Raw genomic sequence first — 24901 nt, forward strand, 5'->3', positions numbered from 1 at the left:
GACCTTACTCCGGCTTCTTGGCGTCACCGGACGCGAGCTGGCCATCCCGCCACTCTTCCGGCGCGACCTTTGCGCCGGCTGCAGCTTTTGGCTGCCGTCGACAACGAGACGCTCACCTGATGACAGACCGCTTTCGACCACCCATTCATTGCCGAAGGATTGACCGAGCTCCACGTCCCGCGGCTGTGCCACGTCTCCCTCCTGGACGACGTAGACCTGCGCCTTGCCGTCGGCCGTGCGGATGACGGCGCGTTGCGGGATAAGGATTGCCTTCTCTCGGACGGCCTGTTCGATGCGCACCCTGATGTAAAGACCGGGCAGCAGGTCGCCCTTCGGATTGGGGAATTCACCGCGGAGGGTGACTTGGCCCGTCGTCGCATCGACGCTGGCGCTGCTGAAGAGCAGCTTCCCGGCTTCGCCATAGACGGTGCCGTCGTCGAAGACGAGCTTGATGTCGGCCTTGCCTGGTTCGGTCGATGTGAGGCTGCCGTTCTCGACCGCCCGCTTCAACGCCAGCAGGTCTCCGGAGGATTGCATAAAGTCGGCATAAACGGGGTCGATCTGCTGGATCATCGCCAGCGCGTCGCCTCCATCGGCCGTCACCAGCGCGCCTTCCGTCACCAGCGCGCCGCCGATGATGCCTGATATCGGTGCGCGGACTTCGGTATAGCCGAGATTGATCTTCGCTTCGTCGAGTGCGGCCTGCGCCAGCGCGACATCGGCATCGGCCTGGGCAAGGGCGACGGCGGCCGCATCATATTCGATACCGCTTGCAACATCACGGTCGCGCAGCGACTTCTGCCGGTCCAGCTGCTGGCGGGCATTCAGCTGCGTCGCCCTGGCGCGATCGAGGCTTGCTTCCGCACTGGCCACACGGACCCGGAAAAGCGCTGGATCGATCCGGTAGAGCACATCGCCCTGATGAACGAGGCTGCCCTGCTCGAAGATCCGTTCCTGCAGGATGCCGGAAACCCTGGCCCGCACTTCGGAAACGCGCGTCGCGGCAATGCGGCCGGGCAATTCGCTGATAACGGGAACCGGACGCGCGTTGAGCGTCAGGACGCTGACGGCTGTTGGCGGCATCGCGCCGCCTTCCTGTGCGTAAGCCGGCAGGTCGGCGCCGAATATCAGCGCCAGGACAAGCGTACAACCCAATGATTTCGTTCGAAAAAGCATGTTCACTAGCCTTCCTGTTGGTCCCGCTGGGGTCCAAAAAAGCACAGCCCGCCGAAATGACGTTCGGCGGGCCTCCTCAGCCGACAGATAGTCGATCTTTTTTTACTTTGCAAGATACCTACCGGTTGGTATGATAGCATTATCATGGTCGGAACTCCCATGGCTCGGCGATCCCGGGAGTGATACTGATCCTCTCGCGCGCCTCGGCGCGAAGCTTATCTCGAACACAGGTCATGCATTGGTAGATAGCCCCCGCAACAGAAAGAAACAGCCGGATGTCGTGCGGCAGGCTCTTCTCGATTGCGCCACCAAGCTGGCGCTGGAACATGGTCTCGCCGCCGTCAGCCTGCAGGCAGTCGCAAGTGCTGCCGGCGTGACCAAGGGGGGTCTGTTTCACCACTTCCCCAATAAGCAGGCTCTTATAGAGGCCGTGTTCGACGGCATGATGGAAAACCTCGACCGCGAGATCGACGAGGAACTGGAAAGGGACAAGGGCGGCCACGGCACATTCACCCGCGCCTACGTCCGCACCCTGTTTTCCGACCGTGCCCTCAACAACAGCCCGTGGTCGGCGCAGACGATGACGGTGCTTTCCGACCCCTACTCCAAGAGCCTCTGGCATAGATGGATGAATGACCGGCTGGTCAGGCACGCTGAAACCGACGTGGGAATGCGGCTCGAGATCGTTCGCCTGGCGGCGGACGGCGCATGGCTTGCCCATGTTCTGAGGCCTGACGACCATGCCGCGTCCGATGATACGGCGCTGTTGCAGGAATTGATCGAACTCACCGAAGGGTGACACAAGCGATTGGCGCATCATCCCGCGCCCGAGTCTATCACCCGAGCGCGGGGATGGTCCGGCTAGGCAGCGCGCACCGCCGCCATCGGTTTCACGTTCTGGTTCATGCGGAACAGATTGTTCGGATCGTAGCGCCGCTTGGCCTCGGCAAGACGAGCGTAATTGGCGCCATAAGCGCTTTCGACGCGATCACCCTCATCATCCGGCATGAAGTTGATATAGGCGGTTCCGACAGCATGCGGCTTGGTTGCCTCGAAAAGCTCCCGCGCCCAGCCGGTACAGCTTGCGTCCATCCCCGGTTCCCGCCAGCGCGCATGAACATTCATGACGAAATGCGAGCTGCGCTGCGGAAATGCGGTGGCCTCGGTCGGCACACGGCCGGCCGCGCCGCCGATATGGGCGATGAAGATCTCGCATTCCGGGCCGGGCAGCTTGCGCACGGCGTTGAGCAGCACGTCGATCGCCGCATCCGGAAGGGAGGCGAAATCCTGGCTCTTCCAGTAATTGCGCGCACCGGGCGTGAGCAACGGGTCGAATGCCTGCTGCCAGCCGGTGAACGGCACCGGACCGACGACGTCGGCAATCGGTTTTCCGATCGCCCGCAATCTGGCCGTCGCCTTTTCGCCCGCCGCGATGTCTCCGCAATAACACATGGCCAGCACCATGATCTCCTTGCCGTGCCATTCGGCCGGAAGGAACGGCAGCGGCGGCGCCTGGCGCATCACCACCCAGCAGGTCAGTTCGTCAGGTGCCGTCTCCAGCGCCTGCCGGTACTCCCTCAGCACCGTTTCCGCATCAGCAAAGGGATGCACGACGAGCCCAGCAAGAACCTCCGTGTTGAGAGGGTTGAGTTTGAATTCGAAGGAGGTCACGACGCCGAAATTGCCGCCTCCGCCGCGCAACGCCCAGAAGAGATCAGGCTTTTCCGTCTCGCTCGCCTTGACCAACTCGCCGTCGGCCGTCACCACATCAACCGAAAGCAGATTGTCGATGGTCAGCCCGAATTTGCGGGTCAGCCAGCCGAAGCCGCCGCCGAGCGTGAGCCCGGCGATGCCGGTGGTGGAATTGATGCCGGTCGGCAGCGCCAGCCCGAAGGCCAGCGTTTCCTGATCGACATCGGCAAGCGTGGCGCCCGGCTCGACCCTGGCGCGCCGCGTCTGCGCATCGACCCGCACCGATTTCATCGCCGACAGGTCGATGACGACACCGCCCTCGCAGACGGCGTTGCCGGCAATGCCGTGGCCGCCGCCACGCACTGAAACGAGCAGATTATTGTCGCGTGCAAACCGCACCGCCCGCATAACATCGGCAGCACCGGCGCAGCGCGCGATAAGTCCGGGCCGGCGGTCGATCATCGCATTCCAGATCGTCCGCGCTTCATTGTAATCCAAGTCCTTACTGGTCAGGAGACTGCCGCGAAATCCGGCGGCAAAGGCATCGATGGCCACGTCATTGACCATCGTCTGCCCCCTTTGCAGGGTCGTGAGGTTCAAATTGTCCATGGTTTCCTCCATGCGACCGGCGCCCCGCACCGTCGCGGCCGGCATTTTGCGCTTGCTACGATCCTCAAACAAGTTTCGAAAAGGATTAGCCCTCGGCGGCAGCAAAGAAAGGAAGCGACTTCCTATTGAATTTTCATCGGAAATCGATGACTGCGGCGGCAATCCCGCACGCGGCGGAACAATCCCTAATCCCGCAGCCCCCGAGCAATGGCATCAATGATCGCGCCAACCCTGCCGGGCACGAACCGGCGTGACGGATGAATGGCGTGGATCGGCAGCACCAGTTTCCGCCAGCCGGCGAGAACTTCCACGAGCCTGCCATCCGCTATGTCTTCCGCCACGAGATCCACCGGGACGTAGATGATGCCTGCCCCGGCGAGCGCTGCCATTCGCAGCGCCTCTCCGTTGTCGATCTCGATGTTGCCGCGAACCCCAACCGTGAAACTTTCACCGCCCTTTGTCTCGAACGGCCATTCGTCGCGGGGCACGAGATTGAGGTTGAGAATGCAGCGGCCGAGGCGAATATCCTCAGGCCTCTCCGGCACGGCAAATCTATCGAGATATATCGGAGAGGCGCAGCAGACGAAATGATAGCTGCCGACACGCCGCGCGATAAGCGACGAAGGCTTCAATTCGCCGATCCGGATCGCTAGATCATACCCTTCGGCCACCAAGTCGACATTGCGGTCGCTGAGATTGAGCTCGACCGAAAGTGCCGGATGCCGCTCCGCGAGTTCGGCCATGACAGGCGCAAGCCGCTTGATCCCCAGTGTCGTCGGAGCGCTTAGACGCAGGCGTCCCGACATGGCCTCGGCGTCAGGCCGGGAGATGTCGTTGAGTTCCTCCAACTCGTCGATGATTCTGTTTGCCTTGACGAGGAAGCGGGACCCGACCTCGGTCAGCCGCTGCGTACGCGTCGTGCGTTCGATCAGCTTGACCCCATACTCCTGCTCCAGCGCCTGGATGCGCCTGCCGACCATGGCAGGCGAAATGCCGAGCCGCTTCGCGGCGGCGGCGAAACTCCCCGATGTCGCGGCGGCAATGAGGGTCTGCAAGTTCAGAAGATCGGGCATTCGATACTTTTATGCATCTCTGTTATCGGGATCAATGCAATTAACGACGGAATATTTCGGATGTATCCCTGTGGCCATCACATCGGAAACAGGAGACAGAACGATGAAGACTGCAATTATCGGCATCGGAAACATGGGCAAGGGCCTGGCCTCACGCCTTGCCGGGAAGACTGACCTGATCGTCGCGGCACGCAACGATCAGGCCGCGCGCAGCCTTGCCGAAAGCCTCGGCGTTGAAAGCGCTACTATTGCGGAGGCGATCGCCGCCGCGGGGATCGTCATCCTCGCCGTTCCCTATGCCAGCGCTCTTGAGATCGCCGCCTCGCCGTCGCTCTCGGGCAAGATTGTCGTCGACATCAGCAATCCCCTGAAGCCCGATTTCTCCGGTCTGCTCTTCGGTCACGAAACCTCCGCCGCCGACAAAATCCAGAATGCCGCGACCGGCGCCAGGGTGGTCAAAGCTTTCAACACCATCTTCGCCGAGCTCTTCAACGCGTCCCACGATGCCACGGCCAAGGTGCCGGTATTTGTCGCCGGAAATGACGCAGACGCGGTGGAAAAGGTTTCCAGACTAGTCGTCGACGCAGGATTTGCCGTCGAAAAGACCGGAGGCCTCGACGCTGCCAAGCTCCTGGAACCGCTGGGCATGCTCAATATCCGCCTCGGCTACGGGCTCGGCCGCGGAACCGCCATCGCCCCGGCCTGGATGAACATCGCCGCCTGAGGTCTCTCATCGATCGGCAGGAGCGACATCCCGTCCGTGAGGGCGGGATGTTTTTATTGCCCAGACAAAAACTCGCCAACTCCGCCATTTCCATACTGTCGTGCGTATCCGATTGATGTATGGAGGGAGCTCAAAAGACGTGCACGGAGGCGGCGATGGATCACCCGGAAAAATCGAAGACAGAAAAGAACCTGACGAGCGGCGATCTCGACGAACAGGCGCTTTTCTTCCACCGCTATCCCCGCCCCGGCAAGCTTGAGATCCAGGCGACAAAGCCGCTCGGCAACCAGCGCGACCTGGCGCTCGCTTATTCGCCCGGCGTTGCCGCCCCTTGCCTTGCCATCCGCGACAATCCCGAAATGGCGGCAGAATATACCTCGCGCGCCAATCTCGTCGCCGTTATCTCCAACGGCACCGCCGTGCTTGGCCTCGGCAATATCGGCCCGCTTGCCTCCAAACCGGTCATGGAGGGCAAGGCCGTGCTCTTCAAGAAATTCGCCGGCATCGACGTATTCGATATCGAGATCGATGCCCCAGGCGTCGACCAGATGGTCTCGACCATTGCCTCGCTGGAGCCGACCTTCGGTGGTATCAACCTCGAAGACATCAAGGCGCCGGAATGTTTCGAGGTCGAGCGGCGCCTGCGCGAGAAGATGAAGATCCCCGTCTTCCACGACGATCAGCACGGCACGGCGATCATCGTCGCCGCCGCGATCCTGAACGGGCTGGAACTCGCCGGCAAGAACATCGCCGACATCAAGATCGTCGCCTCCGGCGCCGGTGCTGCCGCCCTTGCCTGCCTCAACCTGCTGGTCATTCTCGGGGCAAAACGCGAAAACATCTGGGTCCACGATCTTGAAGGCCTCGTCTATGAGGGCCGTGTCGAGCTGATGGACGAATGGAAATCCATCTATGCCCAGAAGAGCGATACGCGCACGCTCGCCGAAAATATCGGCGGCGCCGACGTCTTCCTTGGCCTTTCGGCCGCCGGCGTGCTGAAGCCCGAGCTGCTGGCGCAGATGGCTGACAAGCCGCTGATCATGGCGCTCGCCAATCCGACGCCGGAGATCATGCCCGATCTCGCCCGCGCTGCCCGTCCCGACGCGATGATCTGCACCGGCCGCTCGGATTTCGCCAACCAGGTCAACAACGTCCTCTGCTTCCCCTATATCTTCCGCGGCGCGCTCGATTGCGGCGCCGAGACGATCAATGAGGAAATGAAGATGGCGGCCGTGCGCGCCATCGCAGCCCTTGCGCGCGAAGAGCCGTCCGACGTCGCCGCCCGCGCCTATTCCGGTAAGACCCCGGTCTTCGGCCCTGACTACCTCATCCCCTCGCCCTTCGATCCGCGCCTGATCCTGCGCATCGCACCTGCGGTCGCCAAGGCCGCCGAGCAGAGCGGCGTGGCGCGCCGCCCAATCCAGGATTTCGACGCCTATCTCGACCAGTTGAACCGGTTTGTCTTCCGCTCCGGCTTCGTCATGAAGCCGATCTTCACCGCCGCCAAGGCCGCCGAGCGCAAACGCGTCATCTTCTCCGAAGGCGAGGACGAGCGCGTGCTGCGCGCTGCCCAGGTGCTGCTCGAAGAAGGCCTTGCCGAACCCATCCTGATCGGACGCCCGCAAGTCATCGAGACGCGTCTGAAGCGCTACGGCCTGCGCATTCGGCCGCTGCAGGATTTCGAAGTCATCAATCCGGAAGACGATCCGCGCTTCCGCGAATATGTCGATCTCTATTTCTCCCTCGTCGGCCGCCGCGGCGTCATCCCGGAAGCCGCTCGCACGATCGTGCGCACCAACACCACCGTCATCGGCGCGCTGGCGCTGAGGCGCGGCGAGGCCGATGCTCTGATCTGCGGCCTCGAAGGCCGCTACGAGAAGCATCTGCGCGATGTTCGCCAGATCATCGGCAAGCGCAAGAATGTCCGCGATTTCTCAGCCCTCAGCCTGATGATCTCGCAGCGCGGCGCCACCTTCTTCACCGACACTTACGTCACCTTCAATCCGACCGCCGAAGAGGTCGCCGAGGCGACGGTGCTGGCGGCCGAGGAAATCCGCCGGTTCGGCCTCACGCCGCGCGCCGCCCTGGTCTCGCATTCTAACTTCGGCTCGCGTGAATCCGAAAGCGCCACGAAGATGCGCAACGCCCTGCAGCTCGTGCGCGAGGCAGCACCCGACCTCGAGGTCGATGGCGAGATGCACGGCGAAAGCGCGATCACCGAAGCGCTGCGCAAGCGCGTCATGCCGGACACGACGCTGCACGATGAGGCCAACCTTTTGGTCTTCCCGAACCTCGATGCCGCCAACATCACCCTCGGTGTGGTGAAGTCGATGACCGACGGCCTGCATGTCGGCCCGATCCTGCTCGGCACCGCCCTGCCCGCCCACATCCTCGCCCCCTCGGTCACCTCCCGCGGCGTCGTCAACATGGCGGCACTCGCCGTCGTCGAGGCATCGCAACCGGCTTGAGCCGGTTGCCGCAACACAGCGTAAAGACCCTGAAGTCGTCCCGACACATGTCCTGATGCCGTCTCAGGCACTCCGTATCGACAGGCGCCCTTTATCCGCGAGCACATCGGCGCGTTCGTTACCGGCAATGCCGGAATGGCCCTTGCACCAGGCAATGGTCATGAGCGCATTCTGGGATAATTGAAGATCGACCGCTTTCCAGAGTTCCGCATTGGCGATCGTTCGCCTTCGCGCATTCCCATTCGGGCTGCCCTTCTTCCAGCCGTTGTTCTTCCAGATATGTCGCCAGCTGTTGCAGCCTTTGACGGCGTAGACGGAATCGGACCAGATGGTGACAGGCTCGCCGCTTGCCTCGCTGTTGATCCAGATTGCCGCCCTGAGCACGGCGGTCAATTCCATCGAATTATTGGCGGAATCTTCGGCGCCACCGAAGCCGGACGCGATTTCCGCGGTATCGCGATAAACGACGAATGCCCAGCCTCCGTGCCCAGAACCCGGTTCATAACAACCGTCCACGAAGACGTGGAAGCCGTCTTGGGTTTCCGGCAGACCGACTGTCGTTGCGGGGGAGCTGAGTTCGTTGGCAATACCTGTCATTTTCGACGTCCTGATATGAGTACGTTCCCCAAGCGACCCTGGAGATTGGAGTGGAGCACTGGCCTCGTTGATTGCCATCGGCAGCTTCTTCACAATCGAACACTGGGTCTCTGGCGGTCCACTGGATAAAATCGCGAAAATGCGCTAGGAATTTCTCCAAGCTTATTAAGAGAAACACGTTAAGAGACAACGCGCGGCGATCGAGGCCGCAATCGACCGATCGATTCTTTGCTCATTCCGGGACGACGCCGTGAAACGCCGAAACCTGTCTCTTGCCCTTCTCCTTGCCTTTGCGGCGCCTGCCGCCGCGCAAAGCAGCGCCGTCTGTGAGGACCTGCGCGGCCGCCTCGCCGACTTGCCGCGATCGATCGGCAATGGCAACGGCCCGGAAGCGCGCCAATATTCCAGCGCCATGGCCGAGCAGAACCTCGAGCTGCGCAAGGTTCGCAACGAGCTCCGCAGCAATGACTGCACCTCGGGCAGCATGGTCGTGATCGGTGGCGAGAATGCCGATTATTGCGCCGAACTCGCGCAGTCCGAAGCCCGCATGATCGACAATATCCGCTATCTCCAGGACCGCCGCAACGAGCTGGCCGGCCAGAATGGCGCCGATGACGACGCGCGCCGCGAACTGGTCGCGGCTCTCGACCGCAACGGATGCAACAGCGAAAACTTCTATGCTCCGAGCGACCGCAGCGCCAACGAACCGGCTCCGAGCGTCGAGGAACAGGCGATGCGCACCGATACCTTCATTCCGCTCGGCGGCGGTGAAGAGATCGATCCGCGTTACGGCGTGCCGCGGGCAGAGATGCTCTCGCCGGTCAGCACCATGTGCGTGCGCAGCTGCGACGGCGGCTTCTTCCCGATCAGCTCGAACGCCACGTCGGTCGATTTCGGCCGCGACGCCCAGACCTGCGCCAAGATGTGCCCGGGCATCGAGACCGAACTGTTCTATCGTGACGTGACGAGCACCGAAGCCTCGAACATGATCTCGGTCGCAACGGGCACGCCCTACAGCGCCATGAAAAATGCCTTTGCCTACAAGAACCGCACGCCCGGGGAAAAGTCCTCCTGCGCCTGCAATCTGACAGCCTATTATGAGGAGATGCGCGGCAAGCAGGCGGTGAGCGAGCCGCCGCAGCAGGGCTCGATCACCACCATCCGCACCAATCCCCCGGCAAAGGATGCTGCAGCGCAGATCGCACCGCAGCCGTCCGTTCCCGAGCGCCCCTACGATCCGGCGCAGAACCGCGTCCGTCAGGTCGGCCCGCAATTTCTGGCCGGTGATCAGGGCTCGATTGATCTCGCCAACCCGGCAACGTCAGGTCCGCAGCCGCAACAGCAGCAGTGATCGAACAGCTGGATGCGGTGGCCGAGCCATAGCGCCGTTGTGCCAGGGGGCATGAGATGACCGCGAGTCAGGTGAACGTGCGGCGGGAGGTGAATGCGGGTCGCTGGAGCATGGTCAGTAGGTCGTACGACCGCCGCTCAAGTCGAACGTCGATGCGGTCGTGAAGGAGTTCTCTTCAGAGAGCAGCCAGACGACCATCGAAGCGATCTCATGAAGTTCGGCAAAACGGTCGCGCGGAATGCGGACGCGCATATATTCGATAAACTCGGGTGTCAGCCCGTCCAATATGGGTGTCTTTGCGGTGGTCGGCGTTACCGCGTTCACGGCGATCCCTGTCTTTGCGAGTTCCTTGCCAAGAGACTTGGTGAAGCCCAGCACCCCGGCTTTCGCTGCGCTGTAGGCGGCGATGTTCGGATTTCCTTCCTTGCCCGCAACCGAGGAAATGTTCACGATCCGCCCGTAGTCGCGCTTTAACATGACCGGAACGACGTGCCGGCAACAATTGAAGGTTCCCGTGAGGCAGACATCGACGACGTCTTTCCACTCGCTGACATCGTATTCGACCGCAGGTTTTACCGGGCCGGTAATCCCGGCGGAATTGACGAGCCCGTCGATACGGCCAAAAATCTCCTCGGTCGCCGCCGCCGCATTTTCCACTGATACGGGATCTGCGACGTTGACGCCGAAAGCGACGGTGCCGGATCCGAGAGCGGAAGCGCTGTCCTTCGCCATGTTTTCGTTCAAGTCCCAGATGGCCACCTTGCCACCAGACTGGATGACGCGCTCTGCGATAGCATAGCCGATGCCGCGCGCACCGCCTGTGATCACGATGATGCGTTCCTTCAAGTCGATCATGTTCATTGGGCCGTTATCCTCCGATTGAGCCGCCGATAGCCGAATATCCAATTCCGGGACTTCGCCTTCAGCGTATCGATATGACGGTCAGGAATAAAGACATCTCGGCCTCGCACGGCGTCGGCGATACCGGTTTGCTCACCTTGACTGTCAATGGCGTGACTGTGCGATTGAGGCGATGCTCCACCGCACTGCCCTAGGCGTTCAGTCCCCATCCATCATGAAAGACGAGTTCCTCGAGCGGTAGCCGCTGCCGCCAGCCTTTGACGGAGAGTTCCGGCTCGTCATAGAGCCGGTCGACGAAACCGGCACAGAGCCAGGCGACCACCTCGATATGCTCGGGTATGCCGAGAATGCTCTTTAGATCGCCTTCGCGAAAAATGCTGACCCAACCGATGCCGACCCCTTCCGCCCGCGCCGCCAGCCAGAGATTTTGGATGGCGCAGACGGTCGAATATGAATCCATCTTCGGATTGTGGGTGCGCCCCAGCACCACGCTGCCACTACGCGTGGGATCGCAGGTCACGCATATGCCGAGCGGCGCCTCCACGATGCCTTCGAGCTTGAGGGCGCGGTAGGCCTGCCGCCGCTCGCCGGCAAACATCTGCGCCGCCTCCTCGTTGGCGCTCGCAAAGGCGTCCCGGACGCGCGCCCGCACAGTTGGGCTTTTCACCAGAATGAAATTCCACGGCTGCATGAAACCAACCGACGGCGCGTGATGCGCTGCCGTCAGCAACCGCTTCACGACATCGTCGGGCAAAGGGTCGGGGAGGAACTGACTGCGAACGTCACGCCGCGTCATGATCGCGTGATAGACGGCCTCGCGTTCGATCAAGGAAAAACCGGATGCCGCCGAAAGGGCATCCTCATCAAAGGGTCGCATCGTCAAATCCCCAACAACGCGACCGCCCCGCCGTCCGCGCGGATCGGTCTATCTTGCCAGGCCGGTCTTCTGACTCGGCGTCATCCGTCTGCCGCAGCCTTCCCGGCAAAAGCCAGTGGCGTGATGAAGCGGCAGGCGTCGGCCTTACAGCGTTGGGCACGTTCCGGTCTTGCACCGGATTCCCGATTCTCCCGCCTTACCGGCGGGCACCTGACGGCGCATCTATTTCAGGAAACCGGCGCGGCGGCAAGCTGGACCCGATGTGGCGTTGAAGCCGCGTTCGGTTTGGCAGCGGCGCGATGTTCCCTGAACGCCGCAGCCAGCGTTCTGAGCGCCGAGCGCGATCTTGCATCCGTTAGTGTCGAATGCAGGACAATCTCCGACGAGGGCAGCGGCGGCAGGCTGAAGCGCTGACTCACTTCAATCGAGCCCACCGGCGCAAGACGGTGGGAGAATGCCGCGACCGCAAGTCCAGCCGACACCGCCGCCGTCATCACCAGCGAGCCCCCGCCGAGGAAAACCTCGTTCCACGCGATTCCTGCACCATCGAGCGCGTGGGTGGCGATGTTGTGGACGCCACAGGACGGTGACAGCGCAGCAAGACGCAGCGGCTCGCCGCGGCGATACTCGAACTGCGGTGCCGCGAACCACCCGAAATGCTCCGGCCCAAGCACCTCGCCGTCACGCCGGTCCTCCTCCCGGCGAATGATCGCCGCATCCAGCTCACCGCGATCGAATGCATCGAGCAACACTCGAGAATTGTCGAGCCGCACCTCGATCGTCAGCCCTGGATCGTGAGCGCTGAGACGCGCCAGAATCGTCGGAACCTCCGGCCCCGCCACATGCGCGGCTATGCCGAGCGTGAAGTGCCGGCTTGTCGAGGAAAGAGCTGCGACCGCACGATCATGAGCGCCGATGAAATCCCGCGCGGATTGAAGAAAGACCGCGCCCTGCGCCGACAGGCGCACCAAACGCGGGGTCCGCTCGATCAGCCTGTGGCCGAGCCGCTCCTCCAACCGCTTCAACTTGACGCTAATTGCGGCCTGGGTGCTGCCTAACGCCTCAGCGGCGCGGGTGAAGCTCTGCAGCTCGGCAATAGTCACGAACGCCCGGACCGCATCCACATCGAGCATCGTCATATCAATCATCCAAAATTGTTGTTTCTGAAATAGAAAATCATCCAATTCAGTTATGGTCAAGTGACGATTATGGTGGCTCCCGGCAGCGCATCGATTTCACCTGTCATCGGGATTTCGCCGTCGCTCATCCCGTGCTGAAAGGATAACCATGTCACCCGCTTCCATCATCTCATCCAGGCTGCAGGGCATCGTCGCCTTGGCAGCTGCTTGCCTTTCATCCCTGATGTTCGGCCTGGAGATCTCAAGCGTACCCGCGATATTGCCGACGCTGGAGGCGGTGCTGCATGCCGATTCCAGCAACTTCAATGGATCATGAATGCCTATACGATCGCGGTGACAACGGTGCTTATGGCAACGGGCACGCTGGCCGACCGTTATGGCCGCAAGCGCGTCTTCCTGATCGGCATCATTGCCTTCGGCTTGACCTCGCTGATCTGCGGGCTCGCGGACAATGCATCCGTTCTGATCGTCGCCCGCTTCCTCCAGGGCATGAGTGGCGGCGCTATGCTGATCTGCCAGGTGGCCGTCCTCTCGCACCAGTTTCCAGAGGGGCGGCAGCGCAGCATGGCCTTCGGCTGGTGGGGGATTATCTTCGGCATCGGCTTGGGATTCGGGCCGCTGGTCGGCGTTATGATCGCGGCCTTGTCGACCTGGGAATGGGTGTTCCTGGTCCATGTTGTGCTGGCGGCCGTGACAGCCACGCTCGCCGTCTTCGGTGTCTGTGAATCGCGTGACCCCGAGGCGAAAAGCCTCGATATCGCGGGCATCGCCACCCTGTCGCTTTCCGTCTTCTGCCTTGCCTTCTACATCACCCAGGGGCCGGCCCTCGGTTTTGACAATACGACGGCACTTGCAGCCATCGGCCTTTCTGCCGCAAGTTTCATAGCCTTCATCGTTGCAGAGAAGATCAATTCGCGGCCGATGTTTGATGTCTCGGTCTTTCGCATCCGCGCCTTCTCCGGCGCCATAATCGGCTCGGTCGCGATGAATATCAGCTTTTGGCCCTTCATGATCTATCTGCCGATCTGGTTTCAGGCAGGCCTTGGTTATGGTAGTCTCGCCGCCGGTTTGTCGCTGCTCGCCTATACGCTTCCCACGCTCATCGTCCCGCCGCTGGCTGAGCGGCTATCGCTGCGCTATCGCCCCGGTCTCGTCATTCCAATCGGCCTGTTCACGATCGGCCTCGGTTTCCTGCTGATGCGGCTCGGAGCTGCCTCCGACGCGGCAAGCTGGCTGACCATGCTGCCCGGCGCATTGCTTTCCGGCCTCGGCCTCGGAATGACCAATACCCCCGTCACCAACACGACGACAGGTGCGGTCGCGCGCGACCGCGCCGGCATGGCATCGGGGATCGATATGAGCGCCCGGATGATCTCACTCGCGATCAACATCGCAGTGATGGGCTTCATCCTGGTCAGCGGCGTGTTCTCACATCTAGAAAACGTCCTGCCGGCGACGCTCGGCCCGGAACAACTGCGGGCTATGGCTGAACGCATCTCAGCCGGAAACATCGCCTCCCTCCCCGATCTGCCCGCCAACATCATCCGCGACGCGCTCGTCGAGGGATTCGGCTGGGTGATGCTCTACGGTGGCCTCGGTGCGTGGCTGCTGGCCACGGCCAGCTTCCTCGTCTTCGGCTCAGGAAAGATTCGCCGCTGCGCCGAAGATGAGGCATGCAATTCGACTGTGGTTTGAGGATGAGGCAGTGCTATGCTCTGGAGGTGAGAATGGAGCAAGACGTCACCGCGCACCCCCTCTATCCAGCAGCGAACAGACAGCCGCCCCGCGTCGGTTTGAAGCGGCTTGGCAAGCCTCTTCACCCCATCGTTCCTATGGCCTTATCGCCACCGAAGGCGTATGGACTGAGACAGTCCATCGCAGCATCCCGGTTGCCCGTGCCCCGCCTCACACCCATGATCCTTGCCGTCGCCCTGTTCATGGAACAGATGGATTCGACCGTGATCGCCACCAGCCTGCCGGCAATCGCCGCCGATATCGGCACCTCGCCGATCGCGCTGAAGCTCGCCGTCACCAGCTATCTCGTGGCGCTGGCGATCTTCATCCCGATCAGCGGCTGGATGTCCGATCGTTTCGGTGCGCGCAACATCTTCCGCATGGCGATCTTCGTCTTCATGATCGGCTCGATCGCCTGCGCCTTTTCAAACTCGATCACGGCCTTCGTCATCTCGCGCCTGATTCAGGGCGCCGGCGGCTCGATGATGACGCCGGTCAGCCGCTTGCTGCTGGTCCGGGGAACACCGCGCCACGAACTCGTCGATGCCATGGCCTGGCTCACCATTCCCGCTCTGATCGGCCCGATCATGGGTCCGCCGATCGGCGGCTTCCTCACCACCTACCTCACCTGGCACTGGATCTTCTGGATCAACGTCCCGATCGGCGTGCTCGGCATCATCCTCGTCACGCGTTTCCTGCCGGCCGTCGAGCCACGCAGTCCGCGGCCGATGGACTTCCCGGGCTTTTTCCTTTGCGGCATCGGCTTCTCTGGCTTCGTCTTCGGCGTGTCGGTGATCAGCCTGCCGGCCGTGCCCGTCATTTACGGTTATGTCACGGTTGCGATCGGCATCCTTGCCGGCCTCATCTACCTCCTCCATGCCCGCCGCGCGCCCTATCCGCTTCTCGATCCGAAGATGTTCCGTTATCCGATGTTCCGGGCGGCGATCCTCGGCGCCTCGAATTTCCGCATGGGGCTCGGCGCCTTGCCCTTCCTGATGCCATTGATGCTGCAGCTCGGCTTCGGCCTGACGCCGCTGCAATCGGGCTCTGTCACCTTCGTCAGCGCGCTCGGCTCCATGGGCTCGAAATTCGCCGCCGCGCGTACCTTCAATGCCTTCGGCTTCCGCACCGTCATATCAATCACGACCTTGCTGGCGGCGATCTTCCTCGGCATCAACGGCCTTTTCACCGCCGAAACGCCGCTGTTCCTGATCATGGCCTGCCTGCTGATCGGCGGCCTGTTCCGCTCCATGGCTTTTTCGGGCGTCAACGCCATGGCCTTCGGCGATGTCGACGACGCCGACAGCAGCCAGGCGACCGCGATCAATGCCGTTGCCCAGCGTATCTCCATGGCGATGGGCGTGGCGATCGCCGGCGGCATCCTCGAAATCTCCAGCAGCTTTCACGACGGTAGGCTGCTGGTCTCCGATTTCCACATCGCCTTCTTCAGCGTCTCGGCGATTTCGGCGCTGGCCTGCATCACCTTCCTGCGCCTGCCGCATGATGCCGGCGCGGAACTGACGGCGCGCGGTCGCAAGCGCAGGCATGCCGAGCCCGAAGAGGCCGTGGCGGAAAATAGCTGATTGAGACAGATCTGCCTGGCGCGATGGAAGCATTCCTCACCCGCCGGTTCGCAAGACTCGGCACCGGCAGGCGCCAGGGTGAAATGACCCACGTGTACCCCAACACCCCATTCTACTTTATGATTTATTCACACATCAAATACACACTGCGTTTGCGCGTTTTGGGTTGCTATCAGGACATGGGCATGAGGGCTCGTGATGTGACCGTCAGCGTCGATGCCCGTATTGATACGCCAGTCGGGAACATGTCCGACTGAGCCGCAATTCTAGGCCGCCGCGGAATGTTTCATTTTTTGAAAACGATGCCTCTGACCGCCAAGCTGGCGGCGATTATCGTTGCCGTCAACCTCTGCGGCATTTCCGCTTTCGCCACCTATACCTGGATGTACGAAACCCGGGCGTTGATCGATGGCGCCAAGGCGAACTGGTCCAAGGATGCCGAGCAATTTGCATCTCTGGCTGCGGGCGGCGTGAAATGGGGGAAGGCGAACGCCGTTCGAGAGGCTTATTCGCTCTACCGCGACGACCCCTCGCTCGATCTCGTGCAGTTTGCCGCATTCAACGCCGAACCTGCCGTCGTCGATACCTGGGCGCGCGATGGCGTCAGTGGTTTGCCCGCACCAGCCGATCTGGCGAAGAGCCTCACCGCGAAACCGGAAAAGACGACCATCGATGACGGTAGAATATCTGCCGGCGTCGTGACGATCATCGCGCCGCTCCCGCTGGATAAGTCGGGCAAGGCCACCGGTTACATCGTCACGAACTGGTCCGTCGAAAAAATCGCTTCCGAAGTCAGGCAGAAAGTTCTCATTTCGCTGCTCACGCAGTCCGCGATCACCGCCATGGCCGTCGTTGCCTTCCTTCTCGCCATGCGCAACCTGGTCGGCCGACCCATCAGGGTGATCAGCGAACGAATCAGCGCGTTGCAGAAAGGCGATCTGGTCTCTCCCGTTACCTACAGGGAAAATGGCGACGAGATCGGCTTTCTGGCGCGCGCATTGGAAGTTTTCCGTCACGAGGCGATTGCGAAGGTCGAGAGAGAGCAGGCGGCTGCCGAGCAGAGTGCCTCGCTCGACGCCGAGCGGGCGCGCAACGCAATGTTGACAGAAGAGGCCAGCAACACGCAGCGGCTGGTGATGCACGCTCTTGAAAATGCCTTGGAACAGCTCGCCGCTGGCGACTTCTCGATACATCTGGCCGATGTCGGTCCTGAATTCGATAAGTTGCGGCAGGACTTCAACAACATGGTCGATGCGGTCGCAGCCGCCCTGACAGAGATCAAGACCGCCTCCGTGGCTGTCGAAACTGGCTCGAGCGAGCTGGCGACCTCCGCGGATCAGCTCGCAAGACGCACAGAGCAACAGGCAGCCGCATTGGAAGAAACCGCCGCCGCACTGGATGAGGTGACCACCACGGTCAGAACATCGTCGCAACGGGCTGAAAATGCCGGGCAGCTGGTCGAGGAGACAAAACGGAGCGCCCATGTGTCGGCGACGGTGGTGCGCGATGCGATCGGGGCGATGGACCGGATCCAAACCTCGTCGAGCCAGATCGGCCGCATCATCGGCGTCATCGACGAGATTGCCTTCCAGACGAACCTGCTGGCGCTGAATGCCGGCGTCGAGGCCGCGCGCGCCGGCGAGGCCGGCAAGGGTTTTGCGGTCGTTGCGCAGGAAGTGCGTGAACTCGCCCAGCGGTCGGCAAATGCCGCAAAGGAAATCAAGAACCTGATCAATGTATCTGGCCAGGAAGTTGCCGCGGGCGTCGGGCTGGTGAACGAAACCGGTGACGCACTCCTGAAGATCGAGGAGCAGATCAACCGCATCAGCGATAGCATCGCTTCCATCGTCCAATCCTATCGCGAACAGGCGACGGGCTTGCAGGAAATCAACAGCGCGATCAACCAGATGGATCAGACGACACAGCAGAACGCGGCAATGGTCGAGGAAACCAACGCGGCCTGCCACGAACTGCTGTCGCAAGGACGCCTTCTACAGGACTCGGCCGGCAGGTTCGTCGTCAGTGCGTCTACCGCCAGCCAGCCCAAACCCGTTCAAGCCGCCCGCCAAGCTCGTCCTGAGCCCAGAGCCTTCGCGCAGCGTCATACAGGAAATGCCGCCGTTGCCGCTGCTCCCGGTGCCTGGGAGGAGTTCTGACGTCGTCTGCATCCGATAAGCCTTAGTTCTCAGCAACCTATAATCAGGAAGGAAACGCTTATGAAGAAAATCGTGCCCGCATTTCTTTTGGCCTGCACCGCATTTGCCATGCCCATGGGCGTATCCATGGCGCAAGATGCCAAGCTTGCCCCGATCTCCGACTACGTGACGAGCGACGTCAAGCCCTGGCTCAACGACCCAGCCATCATCGAGGCTGTCAAGGCCCAGAACACTGCCAACGCCAATCTCAGCGCGGCTGATGTTGACGCCCTCGACAAGAAGTGGCGTGCCGAAGTCGATGGCTCAGACCACTCGATGATCGACGGCGTGCTCAACAATGCACTGTCGAAATTCCTTCAGGGAAAGAAGGAGGCTTCCGGCGGCAAGATCACGGAAATCTTCGTCATGGATGCAAAAGGCCTGAATGTCGGTCAAAGCGACACCACATCCGACTACTGGCAGGGCGACGAAGGCAAATTCCAGAAGTCCTTCGGAGCCGGCAAGGACGCCGTCTTCGTCGATGAGATCGAAAAGGATGAGTCGACCCAGACGCTGCAGTCGCAGGCAAGTGTGACGATTTCCGACGACACGGGAACACCGATCGGCGCCATTACCGTCGGCGTGAACGTCGACGCCCTGTAATCTCATTAAAGCAGTGCAAATGCATATTGGCCGGAAGCAAGCGCGGACAATATGCATGGACTACGACTTGGCACGCACGTCGCATGAGTGAGATCGAGTGCGACGTGCTTCGTGCCTCCCCCCGGGACCAATATCATCGGCTACCGCAGCGATGCCAGTGTAAAGGAAACTCTGCTTGCGCCGTATCACCTTGTCAGTGCTTCTGAATTTGGCTCTGATAGCCTGTGCCAACGCTGGCGAAGACATTTCCGGCGTTTGGCGTGACTTATTTACACGGTGCCGAGTTGCCGTGGAGACAGGCAAAGACTTCGATGCAATGGGATTACGCGACTTGGGACAAAGCCTAAGGATCGCAGCGCCGCCGATGATGGCCGGATCTACCAAGGCCATCATGCCAGGCTACGACATGGCCGAACAGCGTTGGGGAATTCCAGGGGATCGTTTTGTCGTGGTCGAAACGGAGTATCCACCTCATGGCGGCAAAACAAGACGTTCCTGCAATCTGGAACTTGCTCCACAGGCGAAGCCAATCTCTGCTGACGAGGAGAGTCTCCTGAGAGCGGCTTTCCTTGCCGAACGCGATAAACTCCTTGATACTGGACGCTATGAGCACTGGAGCCCCGACCCCATATTTTCCACCAATCTTGGTATTCGGCTGGCAGGGAACAATGTGAATGGCTGCCGTGTGGTCTCTCTCCTGTTCATTGACACCCAATCCAACTTCCGTCATTTCTTCAAACGGGCTCTGGTGAGCAAGACGGAGCCTGCGGCGGAGCGTCCCGCCGAGCACATCCGTAAAGCGCAACAGATCGTAGCTTGTTCGACCGCCGCTCCTCACCTAAACGAGAAGCTCGCCGCGCCCTCTGTAGAGCGTTCTCGATCTCATCTCCTTTGCGCCTCCCTCCCGCAAGAGCACCAGCTTCAAAACAGCAAATTCTGCGTGACAACGCCTGGGCGTGACGCTACATACGCGCCATGTCGATCACATCAATCAACGCCTCGCGATTTTATTGGTACCGCTGCTCACAGCGGATGCGGGTCCATGCGTAACTGAATTCGACGCGACGACAACCCGAACAGCCGCTAGTCTACCTGGCGGCTTTTTTGTTCCGCGCGGGTATGACCAAACAGGAGCCATACCGTGTCTGATACCATTGACGATCTGCGTATCGTCGAAATTACCCCCCTGACCAAGCCTGCCGATATCATCGCGGAAATTTCCCGCAATGCGGATGTCAGCAAGACCGTGACCATCAATCGTGAGGCGATCCATAAAATTCTCCAGGGCGAAGACGATCGGCTGATCGTCGTCATCGGCCCCTGCTCGATCCATGATCCCGTTGCCGCCAGGGACTATGCCGCTCGGCTCACGGAACAGCGGCAGCGCTTCGCCGGCGATCTTGAGATCGTCATGCGCGTCTATTTCGAAAAGCCCCGCACCACCGTCGGCTGGAAGGGTCTGATGAACGACCCGCATCTCGACGGCAGCTACCGCATCGAGGAGGGGCTGAGGATTGCCAGACGCCTGCTGCTCGATATCAATGCGATGGGTCTTCCGGCCGGCGTCGAATTCCTAGACACGATCACGCCGCAATACATTGCCGATCTCGTCAGTTGGGGAGCGATCGGCGCACGCACCACCGAAAGCCAGGTCCATCGTCAGCTTGCCTCCGGCCTTTCCTGCCCGATCGGCTTCAAGAACGGCACCGACGGCGGCGTGCGTGTGGCGCTGGACGCCATCCTCGCCGCCTCGCAGCCGCATCACTTCCCCGCCGTGACCAAGGACGGACAGGCGGCCATCGCCTCGACGACGGGTAATGAGGACTGCCACATCATCCTACGCGGCGGCAAGCGGCCGAACTATGAAGCGGCCGACGTCGAAGCGGTCACCGGCGAAGCCCTCAAGCTCGGCGTCGCCCGGCGCATCCTCATCGATGCCAGCCACGCCAACAGCGGCAAGGATCCGATGAACCAGCCGCTCGTCGTCAAATCGGTGGCCGCACAGATTGCCGCCGGGAACAACGACATCAAGGGCATGATGATCGAAAGCAACCTCGTCGCCGGCCGCCAGGATCTCGTTCCCGGCAAGCCGCTGGTCTATGGCCAGTCTATCACCGACGGCTGCATCGACTGGGCGATGTCGGTCGCGGTGCTGGAAGACCTGGCAAAATCCGCCCGCGAGCGCCGCCAGACCCGCGCTTAAGCCGCCGGGAAATAGCGGACATAGGCGAACTCTTCGCCGTCAGGAGACCAGCAGGGCACGTTGATCGTGCCCTGCCCCCCGAAGAGCTCGAACAGCGTCTTCAGATTGCCGCCATCCATATCCATCAGCCGCAGCCGTACGTCGAGGTCGCGCGGATGGTCGAATACCGACGGGTCGTAGGACAAGAGCAGCACCATGTCGTTGTTGGGCGACGGATGGGCGAACCAGTTGCCGTAATCGTCTGATGTCACCTGCTGGAGACCCGTGCCGTCGGGATGGACGCGCCAGATCTGCATCAGCCCGGTGCGGCTGGAATTGAAATAGATCCATTGGCCGTCGGCGGAATAATCCGGTCCGTCGTTGCGGCCCTCGCCATGCGTCAGCCGCGTCTCGGCGCCGCCGTCGACGGAGATGGTGTAGATATCGAAGAGGTCGTCGCGGATGCCGCAATAGGCGAGTTGGCGCCCGTCCGGCGACCAGCCATGCCAGTAGGATGGCAGGTTCTCGGTGATCAGCCTCGGCGTGCCGCCTTCGATCGGCAGAATATAGATCGCCGACTTGCCGAATTCGGTCTTGTCGGAAATGACGATCTCACTGCCATTGGGCGAAATGCCGTGATCATTATTGCAGTTGACGGCAAAGCCGGTATCAACCTTGACCACCTCGCCGCCATCGAGCGGCAACCGGTAAAGCAGCCCATCGCCGTTCAAGAGCAGGTAGGAACCATCCGGCGAGAAATTCGGCGCCTCCACCAGCTTGTCCGTCTGCCAGACCTCGCGGGCCCTGCCCGTTCGGACATTGTAGATCTCAACCGAGCTGCGCATGATTCCTCCCAAAGCTTGATGCCGTCAGCAATCTCGATTGCGTCATCGATCCCGGAAACGGTTGGTGATCGGATAGCGCCGGTCGCGTCCGAAATTCTTCTTGGTGATCTTCACGCCGGGCGCCGATTGCCGGCGCTTGTATTCGGCGAGATAGAGCAGGTGCTCGACCCGGTGGACGGTCGCAACATCATGGCCGCGCGCGACGATCTCCTCGACCGCCATTTCCTTTTCCACCAGGCATTCAAGGATATCGTCGAGAACGGGATAGGGCGGCAGCGAATCCTGGTCCTTCTGGTCGGGACGAAGCTCGGCCGAAGGCGCCTTGTCGATGATATTCTGCGGGATTACCTCGCCCGACGGCCCCAGCGCGCCCGGCGGCACGTTTTCATTGCGCCAGCGGGAAAGCGCATAGACCTGCATCTTGTAGAGATCCTTGATCGGGTTGAAGCCGCCATTCATGTCGCCGTAGAGCGTGGCGTAGCCGACCGACATTTCCGACTTGTTGCCCGTCGTCACCACCATCGAGCCAAACTTGTTGGAGATCGCCATCAGGATAACGCCGCGCGCCCGGCTCTGCAGGTTCTCCTCGGTGATGCCGCTGTCCGTGCCTTCGAAAAGGCTGGCGAGCGCGCTGCTGAAACCCGTCACCGGCTGTTCGATCGGCACGATATCGTAGCGGCAGCCGAGCGCCCTCGCGCAATCGGCCGCATCCTTCAGCGAATCCTCAGAGGTGTATCGATAGGGCAGCATGACGGTGCGCACCCGCTCTTCGCCGAGCGCATCGACAGCGATTGCTGCGCAGATCGCAGAATCGATGCCGCCGGAAAGGCCGAGCACCACGGTCTTGAAGCCGTTCTTATTGACGTAGTCGCGGAAGCCGAGCAGGCAGGCGCGGTAATCGGCCTCCTCGCTTTCAGGAATATGCGCCATCGGCCCTTCGGCGCAATGCCAACCATCTTCGCCGCGCTTCCACGTGGTCACCGCCAGCGCCGTTTCGAACTGGCTCATCTGGAAGGCGAGCGACTTGTCGGCATTGAAGGCGAAACTCGCACCGTCGAAAACCAGTTCGTCCTGGCCGCCGAGCTGGGCGGCATAGATCAGCGGCAGACCGGTCTCGATCACCTGCTTCAGCACCACCTGATGGCGGATATCGACCTTGCCGCGATAATAGGGCGAACCGTTCGGCGACAGCAGGATCTCGGCCCCGCTTTCGGCCAGCGTCTCGCAGACGCCGAGATCGCCCCAGATATCCTCGCAGATCGGAATGCCGATGCGCACGCCACGAAAATTCACCGGCCCCGGCATGGCGCCCTGGTCGAAGACGCGCTTCTCGTCGAACTCGCCGTAATTCGGCAGGTCGATCTTGTCGCGCACCGCGATCACCTTGCCTGCGTCGAGCACCGCGACCGAATTGTAGCGCCCGGTCTCGTCCTGCCGGGGAAAGCCGATGATCACGCCCGGCCCGCCATCGGCGGTATCGGCGGCCAGGTTTTCGACCGCCTTCCAGCAGGCGCGGATGAAGGCGGGCTTCAGCACCAGATCTTCAGGCGGATAACCGGAAATGAAAAGCTCGGTCAGCACGAGCAGATGCGCGCCCTCCCGGGCAGCATCCGTGCGCGCCTCGCGCGCCTTGGCAAGATTGCCGGCGACATCGCCGACCGTCGGGTTGAGCTGGCCGATGGCGATGCGGAAGATATCAGAAAGAGCGTTTTCCTGTGTCATGTCATTTATTTAGACTGCACCTTTCACGACCGCAACACGTTCGGGCCGAAAGCGGCACCTCGCAACGACGAAATTTTTGTGAACGGATCGCGCGTGCTCCCGCGCGGCACTGATACGCATTGCAATTTGCCTCTGGAGCGGAATACTGGCGCCGAAAGCGACCGCATCGATAACCGGTATCGGAAACAGACAATGTCTAATCTTTCGAATTTCGTGCACCATCATTTCGACAAGCCGGCCGATGAACTCGGCGACATCGAGAAGCGCGTGCTGGCGAAAACGCACGCGCGCAAGATCATCTCGACCGACGTCAATGCCGCCTTATCCGCCGAGTCATCCTTCGGCGAGCGTATCGCCGATGGCATCGCCCGCGTCGGCGGCTCCTGGTCCTTCATACTCGCCTTCCTCGCCTTTCTCGCCGTCTGGACACTGATGAACACCATCGGTCTGGTGGCGAATCCCTTCGACCCATACCCCTTCATTTTTCTGAATCTGATCCTGTCGATGATCGCCGCCATCCAGGCGCCGATCATCATGATGTCCCAGAACCGGCAGGCCGAGCGCGACCGCTTCGAGGCCGCCAAGGATTATGAGGTCAATCTCAAGGCCGAGCTCGAAGTGCTCTCCCTGCACCAGAAGATCGATATGAGCGTGCTGACCGAACTGACGGCGCTGCGCGAGGATGTGGCCCGCCTCAGCGCCGAACTTTCCGCCAGAAGCTGAGGCAGCGCTTATTGCGCAATTATCAGCCGCCCGGACCAGCAAACAGGATGAGATTTCCGTCCGGATCCAGCACGATGAAGTTTCTGGCGCCCCACGGCTCCTTCCTGAGGGGCTGATGGAAGGATACGCCTGCGGTCTGGAAATCCAGGAACAGGCGCTTGATCTCGTCTGATGTACCGACGGTGATCGAGGCTGAAAGCAGATGCTCCCGTTGCCTGATATCGCCGACGAACACGGGCTCGCATACCAGCCTCAGAGCGAGTTGAGCATTGTCGCGGATGACCTGTCCGTAAAACGGCGGGTCGCCATAGACGAAGTCGACCCTGAAGCCGAGTTTGCCGGTGAAGAATTCGCACGACGCTTTGATATCGGTGACGAACAACTGCGCGGATAGCGAACTCAGGATGGCTTGTGGTGCTGGCTGTTTTTTCGGATCTGTCATGGCTGCGGCTCCTGTCTTGAGCGCCTGCCATCCCTCGAAACCCATTTGACGTGCGATCAGGTCCTGCGCGTCGCTAAGCTTGAAGCGCGCCTCCAGCACCTGGCTGTCATCGAGATGACGGAAGCGCGGCAACGCAGCTCTGATCTCGGCTGCAACAGGATAGTATCTTTCGCTGTGCCATCGCAAATACTGCTTGGCCTGCTTTTTGAGGTTTTCGAGATTCGGCATGGGCGCAACTGTTGATACATTGTAGGCGGGCATTGCCCTTTCGACATTCGACGAAGCGCCCTACGCAGCACGGTAAA

At 61.3% G+C, this 24901-nt stretch carries 19 protein-coding genes, 2 pseudogenes and 1 riboswitch; of the genes and pseudogenes, 11 read left to right on the forward strand and 10 right to left on the reverse strand.

Features of this window, described 5'->3' with window-relative positions:
* Window positions 1-4 precede the first annotated feature (4 nt).
* Window positions 5-1176 (reverse strand): annotated as a pseudogene (locus AC25BC_RS10975) (efflux RND transporter periplasmic adaptor subunit).
* A gap of 238 nt (window positions 1177-1414) precedes the next feature.
* Here AC25BC_RS10975 and AC25BC_RS10980 point away from each other — a divergent pair.
* Complete coding sequence (locus AC25BC_RS10980) at window positions 1415-1975, forward strand: TetR/AcrR family transcriptional regulator (protein ID WP_128440213.1); 561 nt, start codon at window positions 1415-1417, stop codon at window positions 1973-1975.
* Between the two features lie 62 nt (window positions 1976-2037).
* Here the strand turns inward: AC25BC_RS10980 and AC25BC_RS10985 are convergent, their stop codons facing one another.
* On the reverse strand, window positions 2038-3477 hold the full coding sequence (locus AC25BC_RS10985; protein WP_128440212.1) for an FAD-binding oxidoreductase: 1440 nt from the start codon (window positions 3475-3477) through the stop codon (window positions 2038-2040).
* Between the two features lie 185 nt (window positions 3478-3662).
* Window positions 3663-4550 (reverse strand): LysR family transcriptional regulator, encoded by an 888-nt coding sequence (locus tag AC25BC_RS10990; protein WP_128440211.1) that lies wholly within the window; start codon window positions 4548-4550, stop codon window positions 3663-3665.
* 103 nt (window positions 4551-4653) lie between these two features.
* On the opposite strand from AC25BC_RS10990, the gene AC25BC_RS10995 reads away from it, so the two are divergent.
* Both AC25BC_RS10995 and AC25BC_RS11000 read left to right on the forward strand, forming a co-directional pair.
* Entirely contained in the window at window positions 4654-5274 is a 621-nt protein-coding gene (locus AC25BC_RS10995) for an NADPH-dependent F420 reductase (protein WP_128440210.1), read from the forward strand.
* Window positions 5275-5429: 155 nt separating this feature from the next.
* Window positions 5430-7742 (forward strand): NADP-dependent malic enzyme, encoded by a 2313-nt coding sequence (locus AC25BC_RS11000; protein WP_487778553.1) that lies wholly within the window; start codon window positions 5430-5432, stop codon window positions 7740-7742.
* 63 nt (window positions 7743-7805) lie between these two features.
* Here the strand turns inward: AC25BC_RS11000 and AC25BC_RS11005 are convergent, their stop codons facing one another.
* Window positions 7806-8339: a ribonuclease H family protein gene (locus tag AC25BC_RS11005; protein WP_128440217.1), complete on the reverse strand. Its 534-nt coding sequence runs from the start codon at window positions 8337-8339 to the stop codon at window positions 7806-7808.
* A gap of 250 nt (window positions 8340-8589) precedes the next feature.
* Between AC25BC_RS11005 and AC25BC_RS11010 the strand changes: the two genes are divergently transcribed.
* Window positions 8590-9690 (forward strand): DUF2865 domain-containing protein, encoded by a 1101-nt coding sequence (locus AC25BC_RS11010; RefSeq protein ID WP_128440209.1) that lies wholly within the window; start codon window positions 8590-8592, stop codon window positions 9688-9690.
* 114 nt (window positions 9691-9804) lie between these two features.
* Here AC25BC_RS11010 and AC25BC_RS11015 read toward each other — a convergent pair whose 3' ends face one another.
* The 3 genes from AC25BC_RS11015 to AC25BC_RS11025 all read right to left on the reverse strand — a co-directional run bounded on the left by AC25BC_RS11015 (window position 9805) and on the right by AC25BC_RS11025 (window position 12567).
* Window positions 9805-10551 carry an SDR family NAD(P)-dependent oxidoreductase gene (locus tag AC25BC_RS11015; protein ID WP_128440208.1) on the reverse strand — a complete coding sequence of 249 codons (747 nt, stop codon included), beginning with the start codon at window positions 10549-10551 and terminating at the stop codon, window positions 9805-9807.
* A 190-nt stretch (window positions 10552-10741) separates the two neighbouring features.
* Window positions 10742-11428: a 5,6-dimethylbenzimidazole synthase gene (gene bluB / locus AC25BC_RS11020; protein ID WP_017994251.1), complete on the reverse strand. Its 687-nt coding sequence runs from the start codon at window positions 11426-11428 to the stop codon at window positions 10742-10744.
* A gap of 42 nt (window positions 11429-11470) precedes the next feature.
* Window positions 11471-11657, reverse strand: a riboswitch (cobalamin riboswitch).
* Window positions 11656-12567 carry a LysR family transcriptional regulator gene (locus AC25BC_RS11025; RefSeq protein ID WP_162770403.1) on the reverse strand — a complete coding sequence of 304 codons (912 nt, stop codon included), beginning with the start codon at window positions 12565-12567 and terminating at the stop codon, window positions 11656-11658. It overlaps the preceding riboswitch by 2 nt.
* A 148-nt stretch (window positions 12568-12715) precedes the next feature.
* On the opposite strand from AC25BC_RS11025, the pseudogene AC25BC_RS11030 reads away from it, so the two are divergent.
* The 6 genes and pseudogenes from AC25BC_RS11030 (at window position 12716) to AC25BC_RS11055 (ending at window position 20885) form a co-directional block, all read left to right on the forward strand.
* Window positions 12716-14262 (forward strand): annotated as a pseudogene (locus AC25BC_RS11030) (MFS transporter).
* 218 nt (window positions 14263-14480) lie between these two features.
* Window positions 14481-15884, forward strand: a complete 1404-nt coding sequence (locus tag AC25BC_RS11035) for an MFS transporter (RefSeq protein WP_017994254.1) — start codon at window positions 14481-14483, stop codon at window positions 15882-15884.
* Between the two features lie 281 nt (window positions 15885-16165).
* Entirely contained in the window at window positions 16166-18040 is a 1875-nt protein-coding gene (locus AC25BC_RS11040; protein ID WP_128440207.1) for a methyl-accepting chemotaxis protein, read from the forward strand.
* 60 nt (window positions 18041-18100) lie between these two features.
* Window positions 18101-18682 (forward strand): hypothetical protein, encoded by a 582-nt coding sequence (locus tag AC25BC_RS11045; RefSeq protein WP_012757701.1) that lies wholly within the window; start codon window positions 18101-18103, stop codon window positions 18680-18682.
* A 175-nt stretch (window positions 18683-18857) separates the two neighbouring features.
* A complete protein-coding gene (locus AC25BC_RS11050; protein WP_245459907.1) occupies window positions 18858-19736 on the forward strand; it encodes a hypothetical protein in 879 nt (292 codons plus the stop codon).
* 87 nt (window positions 19737-19823) lie between these two features.
* Entirely contained in the window at window positions 19824-20885 is a 1062-nt protein-coding gene (locus AC25BC_RS11055) for a 3-deoxy-7-phosphoheptulonate synthase (RefSeq protein ID WP_128440206.1), read from the forward strand.
* Here AC25BC_RS11055 and AC25BC_RS11060 read toward each other — a convergent pair.
* A complete protein-coding gene (locus AC25BC_RS11060) occupies window positions 20882-21709 on the reverse strand; it encodes a TolB family protein (protein WP_012757704.1) in 828 nt (275 codons plus the stop codon). The two genes, AC25BC_RS11055 and AC25BC_RS11060, sit on opposite strands and share 4 nt — an antisense overlap.
* A gap of 42 nt (window positions 21710-21751) precedes the next feature.
* Window positions 21752-23431, reverse strand: a complete 1680-nt coding sequence (locus AC25BC_RS11065) for an NAD+ synthase (protein ID WP_128440205.1) — start codon at window positions 23429-23431, stop codon at window positions 21752-21754.
* A gap of 192 nt (window positions 23432-23623) precedes the next feature.
* Between AC25BC_RS11065 and AC25BC_RS11070 the strand changes: the two genes are divergently transcribed.
* Window positions 23624-24154, forward strand: coding sequence for a DUF1003 domain-containing protein (locus AC25BC_RS11070; protein WP_003540234.1), 531 nt, complete (start codon window positions 23624-23626; stop codon window positions 24152-24154).
* Window positions 24155-24176: 22 nt separating this feature from the next.
* Here the strand turns inward: AC25BC_RS11070 and AC25BC_RS11075 are convergent, their stop codons facing one another.
* The gene (locus tag AC25BC_RS11075) at window positions 24177-24824 is read right to left on the reverse strand and encodes a VOC family protein (protein WP_012757706.1); all 648 of its coding nucleotides are present in this window, start codon (window positions 24822-24824) and stop codon (window positions 24177-24179) included.
* Window positions 24825-24901: the final 77 nt, after the last annotated feature.

Source organism: Rhizobium sp. WSM409, assembly GCF_057653825.1.

Bases quoted from the DNA above. Each gene is read 5' to 3' on its own strand.
- AC25BC_RS10985 (WP_128440212.1), bottom strand. From the start codon at position 3,477: ATGGACAATTTGAACCTCACGACCCTGCAAAGGGGGCAGACGATGGTC.
- AC25BC_RS10990 (WP_128440211.1), bottom strand. From the start codon at position 4,550: ATGCCCGATCTTCTGAACTTGCAGACCCTCATTGCCGCCGCGACATCG.
- AC25BC_RS10995 (WP_128440210.1), top strand. From the start codon at position 4,654: ATGAAGACTGCAATTATCGGCATCGGAAACATGGGCAAGGGCCTGGCC.
- AC25BC_RS11000 (WP_487778553.1), top strand. From the start codon at position 5,430: ATGGATCACCCGGAAAAATCGAAGACAGAAAAGAACCTGACGAGCGGC.
- AC25BC_RS11005 (WP_128440217.1), bottom strand. From the start codon at position 8,339: ATGACAGGTATTGCCAACGAACTCAGCTCCCCCGCAACGACAGTCGGT.
- AC25BC_RS11015 (WP_128440208.1), bottom strand. From the start codon at position 10,551: ATGAACATGATCGACTTGAAGGAACGCATCATCGTGATCACAGGCGGT.
- bluB (WP_017994251.1), bottom strand. From the start codon at position 11,428: ATGCGACCCTTTGATGAGGATGCCCTTTCGGCGGCATCCGGTTTTTCC.
- AC25BC_RS11025 (WP_162770403.1), bottom strand. From the start codon at position 12,567: ATGACGATGCTCGATGTGGATGCGGTCCGGGCGTTCGTGACTATTGCC.
- AC25BC_RS11035 (WP_017994254.1), top strand. From the start codon at position 14,481: ATGATCCTTGCCGTCGCCCTGTTCATGGAACAGATGGATTCGACCGTG.
- AC25BC_RS11040 (WP_128440207.1), top strand. From the start codon at position 16,166: ATGTTTCATTTTTTGAAAACGATGCCTCTGACCGCCAAGCTGGCGGCG.
- AC25BC_RS11045 (WP_012757701.1), top strand. From the start codon at position 18,101: ATGAAGAAAATCGTGCCCGCATTTCTTTTGGCCTGCACCGCATTTGCC.
- AC25BC_RS11060 (WP_012757704.1), bottom strand. From the start codon at position 21,709: ATGCGCAGCTCGGTTGAGATCTACAATGTCCGAACGGGCAGGGCCCGC.
- AC25BC_RS11065 (WP_128440205.1), bottom strand. From the start codon at position 23,431: ATGACACAGGAAAACGCTCTTTCTGATATCTTCCGCATCGCCATCGGC.
- AC25BC_RS11070 (WP_003540234.1), top strand. From the start codon at position 23,624: ATGTCTAATCTTTCGAATTTCGTGCACCATCATTTCGACAAGCCGGCC.
- AC25BC_RS11075 (WP_012757706.1), bottom strand. From the start codon at position 24,824: ATGCCGAATCTCGAAAACCTCAAAAAGCAGGCCAAGCAGTATTTGCGA.